The organism is Pseudoalteromonas sp. BSi20480 (assembly GCF_000241365.1).
Lineage (GTDB): Bacteria > Pseudomonadota > Gammaproteobacteria > Enterobacterales > Alteromonadaceae > Pseudoalteromonas > Pseudoalteromonas marina.
This window is the reverse complement of the sequence record NZ_BADX01000107.1, coordinates 22,529-29,042: the sequence shown is the minus strand read 5'-3', so window position 1 is coordinate 29,042 and position 6,514 is coordinate 22,529. Positions and strand designations below refer to the sequence as shown.

The window sequence follows — 6,514 nt, the reverse complement described above, 5'->3', positions numbered from 1 at the left end:
CTGTTTGATTACGAATGCCACTACGCAAAATACACTCACGGTGATTTTTATAAAAACATGTCGATGCATTTAAAGGACGATCTAATAGAGTATTTACTAGCGTTTTATACTTAAACACGCCCAATGCGGGCGGTGAGCTTGTTATTTATAAGCCTAAAAGCAAAGTGGTTGAAGTGAGCATTTCGCCAGAAGCGGGGACATTAGTTTTATTTGAAAGCGAACGCTTTGTTCACGAAGTATTACCAGCAGTAGATAATCGGTATTCAATTGCTGGCTGGTTTAGAAAAAACGCATCCATTAGCGGAATAGTTGATCCACCTCGTTAATATAGCTAAATGTTAATGGGGTACGAGAGCAATAAACCAATAAAAATAGCCATACCAACATAATGATTATTTAAAAAAGCTTTAAAGCATTCGTTTCTATTACGCTTTAAAATTAATACTTGTTGGTAAACGAGTAATGCTGTGGCTATAAGTAATCCAGCCCAAAAAGCCATATTTAACTGGTTAATTACCCCAATATAAGCAACAAGTGCGATAAATAGAGCATTTAATATAAAAATGATATGGCGGTCAAAGCGACCAAATAAAATAGCGGTAGATTTAACACCAATTTTAATATCATCATCTCTATCGACCATGGCATACATGGTATCGTACGCAACCGTCCAGCATACATTAGCAACAAACAGCAACCAAGCCTGAAGAGGTAATGCATCAATAGATGCCATATAAGCCATAGGAATTGCCCAACCAAATGCTGCACCCAGCACGACTTGTGGCAACTGGGTATATCGCTTCATAAACGGATAGCAAAACGCGAGCGCAAGTGCTCCAACAGACAATAAAATAGTGTTAACGCTCAGCATTAAAACCAAAATAAACGCTAAAGTGATCAGTAATAAAAATAGACTTAGCGCTTCGCCGCTTGCGACAGTACCAGATGCAAGAGGACGTTGGGCTGTGCGTTTTACAGAACCATCTATTTTTCTATCTGCAAAATCATTTATCACGCAGCCTGCACTACGCATTACTACAACCCCCAAAGTAAACACTATAAAATTAATTAAGCTCGGCATCCCACTATTTGCGAGCCATAAAGCCCAATAGGTTGGCCATAAAAGCAATAAAGTACCTATGGGCTTATCAACACGCATAAGCTGTAAATAATAAGAAAAATGTTTTGCTTTTAAACCTGCTAATTTCATGAGTAAAGGTACGCCCCAGGTAAAAATACTTCCGCCACCAAAAATTGGTAATCATTTAACGAAAACACGCTACGCCTGCCTAATAGAGTTTGAGTTGGTAAATTTAGCTGGGTAACCAAATTCTGTAATGAATGTTTGCTATCAAAACGCGCGATTTCAATATTTTGACGAACAAGCTCAGGTTGTTGAAAAATAACATCGCCTAAAGGGCGCTCCCCCATATTATGAAGCGAGTTGTGCGTTTGGTTATTTGGCAGCCAACTTTGAGCGTAAACCATGGGGTTACTATCGCACAACAGAAGCACCTCTCGGTTTAACGCCGATGACGTTTTACAGCCTAGTAATTGCTGTTGTTCATGACTTAAATTAAACGCCTGTTCGCTGAGTACTTTTACACTAAAAGAGGTTGCTTTACTTTTTAGCTTAGCGGTTAAAGAATGCGGCTCAAAAAGCCATTCTTGCTCTGTAGGTGTTAAGTCATCGGTTTGTATATCCGATAGCCAGTTAGCTGATAAAGATAAAGGAAAAGTTGTCACAATAACTCAATAAAATATAATCCAAGCAAATGATAACATTGCCTAAGCATTTGAAAAAGTGCCTATTCACCAACCTAAGTAACTAATATAAATAATTGCTTGGCGCTGTTTATTACCTATTATTAAGTATAAACTATTTACAACAGGTTTTCGGAAACGCTTTAAATATGAAAAAAATAGTATACGTAGGTCTTTTTACATTAATTATGAGTTTAGTGAGCCTAAGTGCCCGTGCAGAGTCAACGGTTGGTTATTTTGGTTTTGAACCTGACATAATTACTAATTATATTGGCGCATCAAGTAAAAAAATGGGTTACGTGCGCGTTACCGTTGACCTAATGCTTAGTAACAATTCAGACATTGCCATTGTTGAACATCATACCCCTTTATTAAGAGATGCTATTGTAGAGATTTTTTCGAAAGAGCCAGAAGAAAAAATAAAGTCATTGACTGGTCGAGAAGAAATTCGCGCAAAATGTATAGAAAAATTAAAAAGCCTGTTAAAAGAAGAAACAGGCCAAGAAATTATACGTGAAGTACTATTTACAAAGTATTTGTACCACTAAATTCAACTATTTGTATGCTTTTTAGTAAACAGTTGAGCGGTGTAGGCAAACGCCATTCCGCTCACTAGCCCTCCTAAATGTGCCCAATTAGCCATTCCAATAAACAACACATCAGCAAAACCAAGTACTAACCAAACAAGCATAAAACCTATAATTGAGGTACTCACCAATGCGGGTTTTTCTGGATTTAAAAAGCTATGGATCCAGCAATACCCCAGTAAGCCGTATACCACGCCACTTAGCCCACCAAAATTAGGCCCAACAATTAAATATTGCGCCCAACTACTAATTAAAGCAGTAATAAAAAACAGGCCAATTAAGCTCAATTTTCCGCATTGTTTTTCAATATTGTCACCAAGCGATATCCACCAAATTAAGTTAAACACAATATGTATAGCACTAAAGTGAACCAAGGCTGGCGTAAACCACGTCAATGGGTATGAGGGGTTAAACTGTAATGCAGAATAAATGCTCTCGAAACCACCCAGTAAAAATGCAACATAAATAACAATACTGAGTACACTTACCGATTGATTAAGCCAACTCAGCGCTTTGAACCGCGCTTTAAGGTTAAGCGATTGCCCTTGGTATTTTAAAGGTGATTGCGTACTACCTACACTCCAAGAAGCTTGCTGGTAACGAGAATGGCCTGGGTTTTGAGTAAACTCAGCCCAAAGCGGCTGTACCTGATGAAAATGCTCTTCAGATACGCTAATAATAACGTGACTACCATCAGTTGAATGTAAGTGCCCGTCTAAACCTTGGCTTTTTAAATAATCTATAAAGCCTTGTGCGGCACGCGGGTTATTTAAACTGCCAAGCTCTATCATCGTTCAACATTCTCGCTGTAGGCCGCTTCCCAGGCTGTAAAACCACCATCCATGCTATATACATCCTCAAAACCTTGCTCAACTAAGTAACTTGCAGCACCTTGCGAGCTCATGCCGTGGTAACAAACAATAATAATGGGCTGATCAAACTCTTTTTCCATCATAAACTGGGCAATATTTGCGTTCGATAGTGCCTCGGATCCCGGAATATGACCTGCTTGATACGAGTTAGGATCGCGTATATCTGCAATTACTACGTCTTCTTTGTCTAATAACTCATGCGTTTGCGCAATAGATATATGTTTAAATGCCATTGAACTCTCTTTAATAAATAAAATAAAAAAGGCGGCCATAGCCGCCCTTCTTGCAATTTTTTATGGAATTAATCCCAGTTTAAAATTACTTTTCCTGACTGACCTGAAATCATCATATCAAAGCCAGCTTGGAAGTCATCTACAGAATATTGATGTGTAATGATTGGGCTTAAATTAAGACCTGACTGTATTAAACTTGCCATTTTGTACCAGGTTTCAAACATTTCGCGACCATAAATACCTTTAATCACTAAACCTTTAAAAATAACTTGGTTCCAATCTACTGCCATGTCTGATGGTGGAATACCGAGCATGGCAATTTTGCCACCATGGTTCATATTGTTAAGCATTGAATTAAATGCACTTGGCACGCCCGACATTTCAAGACCAATATCAAAGCCTTCTGTCATGCCTAGGTCGGTCATAACATCTTCAAGCTTTTCATTTGCAACATTCACCGCGCGAGTTGCGCCCATTTTGCGGGCAAGCTCTAATCGGTACTCGTTAACATCAGTAATTACTACATGACGCGCACCTACATGTTTTGCAACAGCTGCAGCCATAATACCTATAGGACCGGCACCAGTGATTAGTACATCTTCTCCTACTAGATCAAACGAAAGGGCTGTGTGTACAGCATTGCCAAATGGGTCAAAAATAGAGGCTAATTCGTCAGATATGTTGTCTGGAATTTTAAATGCATTAAATGCAGGGATCACCAAGTACTCAGCAAACGCGCCTTCGCGATTAACACCAACTCCTGTGGTGTTACGGCATAAATGCACACGCCCAGCACGACAATTTCGACAATGCCCACAGGTAATATGACCTTCGCCAGATACCCGGTCACCCACTGAAAAACCGCGAACTTCTTGACCCATATCAACCACTTCACCAACGTATTCATGGCCAACAACCATAGGTGTAGGAATTGTTTTACTCGCCCACTCGTCCCATTTATAAATATGAACGTCGGTGCCACAAATCGCTGTTTTACGTATTTTAATTAACAGATCGTTATGGCCCACTTCAGGCTTAGGTGCATCTGTCATCCAGATACCCGGTTCTGCTTTTAATTTAGATAATGCTTTCATAATTTACGCTCACAAAAACCAAGTCATTTCTTAGTTTTAAAAATTAAATAACGCCCATTTCTTTACCAATGCGGGTAAAGGCTGCAATAGCTGTATCTAGCTGCTCTATACTGTGCGCTGCTGATATTTGCGTACGAATACGTGCTTGGCCTTTTGGTACAACAGGGAATGAAAAACCAGTCACATAAATACCTTCTGCAAGTAATTTATCAGCCATAAGTGAGGCCACTTTAGCGTCACCTAGCATCACAGGAATGATGGCATGATCTTTACCTGCGCAGGTAAAGCCTGCCGCTTCCATTTGCTCACGGAAATATTTAGCATTAGACCAAAGCTTAGCGCGAAGCTCGCCACCATTTTCAAGCATCTCTAGTACTTTAATTGATGCAGTTACAATTGAAGGTGCTAATGAATTTGAGAATAAGTAAGGGCGCGAACGCTGACGTAACCACTCAACAATTTCTTTTTTACCTGAAGTGTAACCACCTGATGCGCCGCCCAGCGCTTTACCCAATGTACCAGTAATTATATCTACACGGTCAAGTACGTTACAGTATTCAGGTGTACCCTTGCCATTTTCGCCAACAAAGCCTACAGCGTGAGAGTCATCAACCATAACAAGCGCATCGTACTTATCAGCTAAATCGCACACAGCTTCTAAGTTACAAATTACGCCATCCATAGAGAACACGCCATCGGTGGCAATTAACTTTGTTTTAGCGCCCGCTTCGTCTGCGGCAATTAATTGCTTTTCTAGATCAGCCATGTCGTTATTTGCATAGCGAAAACGCTTAGCTTTACATAAACGAACGCCATCAATAATCGAAGCATGGTTAAGTGAATCAGAGATAATCGCATCTTCTGCACCTAAAATAGTTTCAAACAAGCCTGTATTAGCATCAAAACAAGAAGAGTATAAAATGGTGTCTTCGGTTTCTAAAAATGCACTAATTTTTTGCTCAAGTGTTTTGTGAATGTCTTGCGTACCACAGATGAAACGCACAGAGGCCACACCAAAACCGTGGTCGTCTAAACCGCCTTGCGCTGCTTTAATTAACTCAGGGCTATTTGCTAGGCCAAGGTAGTTGTTAGCACAAAAGTTAATAACTTTATCGCCAGATGCTACTTCAATTTGAGCTTGTTGCTGCGAGGTAATTATACGCTCGCTTTTATAAAGGCCTTGGGCTTTAACGTCTTCAATTTGCTCTTGTAATTGGCTAAAAAAAGCAGATGCTCTCATCTGTAGTCTCCATTTAATTGAACGGGTAAACAACAACGTTTATGCCACTGTTTATGATGGTGTGTATTGTAAAAGTTTAACGAGAAAAATGCACGGTTTGCAGTTCGTCGCAAACGCGCTCAATGTAAGGAATATGTGCCAGTTTACACGCTTAAATAAAGCGTGTTTTTATAACGGTAAACGTTTAGTTAAATCATCTATTGAATCAATCACTAAATCAGCATGTTGCTTTGCGCTTTCGTCAAAGCTTTGCCCCGACCGCACTAATACTTGGGTTGCAATACCGGCTTTTTGAGCTGCTTGCATGTCACTGAGCTTATCACCAACCATAATACTCTGCTCAGGATCGATATTATGCTCCTTAATGCCTTGCAGCAACATGCCTGGGGCTGGCTTTCTGCAATCACATTGCTTAAAATATTCGGGCAACGCCTTTTTAGGGTGATGAGGACAAAAATAAACATCGGCAATTTCAATGTTGTGGTTACTAAATTGCGTTTTCATCCACTGGGTGACCGCTAAAAAATCAGCTTCGGTATAATAACCACGCCCAATACCTGATTGGTTAGTCACTACTATAATTTTGTAGCCTGCATCATAAAACTTTTTACAGGTGCTAAAAATGCCCTTAATAAATTCAAACTTTTCACTTTGATATACATAGCCGTGGTCTACATTAACCACGCCGTCACGGTCTAAAAAAAGCGCTTTATGTAGTTTCATA

8 protein-coding genes and 1 pseudogene are annotated in these 6,514 nt (G+C 39.7%); 2 read left to right on the top strand and 7 right to left on the bottom strand.

Annotated elements, in window-relative coordinates; genetic code table 11:
- A pseudogene (locus P20480_RS18305) lies at positions 1 to 326 on the top strand (2OG-Fe(II) oxygenase); the annotation flags it as partial.
- 5 nt (positions 327 to 331) lie between these two features.
- On the opposite strand, the gene ubiA reads toward P20480_RS18305, so the two are convergent.
- Together ubiA and P20480_RS06730 are read right to left on the bottom strand one after the other, a co-directional pair.
- Entirely contained in the window at positions 332 to 1,210 is an 879-nt protein-coding gene (gene ubiA, locus P20480_RS06725; RefSeq protein WP_008130671.1) for a 4-hydroxybenzoate octaprenyltransferase, read from the bottom strand.
- Entirely contained in the window at positions 1,207 to 1,746 is a 540-nt protein-coding gene (locus P20480_RS06730; RefSeq protein WP_008130670.1) for a chorismate--pyruvate lyase family protein, read from the bottom strand. The genes ubiA and P20480_RS06730 overlap by 4 nt, the downstream gene beginning before the upstream one ends.
- A gap of 167 nt (positions 1,747 to 1,913) precedes the next feature.
- Between P20480_RS06730 and P20480_RS06735 the strand changes: the two genes are divergently transcribed.
- Positions 1,914 to 2,312, top strand: coding sequence for a flagellar basal body-associated protein FliL (locus P20480_RS06735; RefSeq protein ID WP_008130669.1), 399 nt, complete (start codon positions 1,914 to 1,916; stop codon positions 2,310 to 2,312).
- 2 nt (positions 2,313 to 2,314) lie between these two features.
- On the opposite strand, the gene glpG is transcribed toward P20480_RS06735, so the two are convergent.
- The 5 genes from glpG to gmhB all read right to left on the bottom strand — a co-directional run bounded on the left by glpG (position 2,315) and on the right by gmhB (position 6,513).
- Positions 2,315 to 3,142 (bottom strand): rhomboid family intramembrane serine protease GlpG, encoded by an 828-nt coding sequence (glpG, locus tag P20480_RS06740; protein WP_008130667.1) that lies wholly within the window; start codon positions 3,140 to 3,142, stop codon positions 2,315 to 2,317.
- On the bottom strand, positions 3,139 to 3,456 hold the full coding sequence (gene glpE, locus P20480_RS06745; RefSeq protein ID WP_033025582.1) for a thiosulfate sulfurtransferase GlpE: 318 nt from the start codon (positions 3,454 to 3,456) through the stop codon (positions 3,139 to 3,141). Before glpE ends, glpG begins: the two co-directional genes overlap by 4 nt.
- Before the next feature lie 68 nt (positions 3,457 to 3,524).
- Complete coding sequence (gene tdh, locus P20480_RS06750) at positions 3,525 to 4,550, bottom strand: L-threonine 3-dehydrogenase (protein ID WP_006791580.1); 1,026 nt, start codon at positions 4,548 to 4,550, stop codon at positions 3,525 to 3,527.
- Positions 4,551 to 4,593: 43 nt separating this feature from the next.
- Positions 4,594 to 5,790: a glycine C-acetyltransferase gene (locus P20480_RS06755; RefSeq protein WP_006791581.1), complete on the bottom strand. Its 1,197-nt coding sequence runs from the start codon at positions 5,788 to 5,790 to the stop codon at positions 4,594 to 4,596.
- Between the two features lie 168 nt (positions 5,791 to 5,958).
- Complete coding sequence (gene gmhB / locus P20480_RS06760) at positions 5,959 to 6,513, bottom strand: D-glycero-beta-D-manno-heptose 1,7-bisphosphate 7-phosphatase (RefSeq protein WP_008130664.1); 555 nt, start codon at positions 6,511 to 6,513, stop codon at positions 5,959 to 5,961.
- Position 6,514 lies beyond the last annotated feature (1 nt).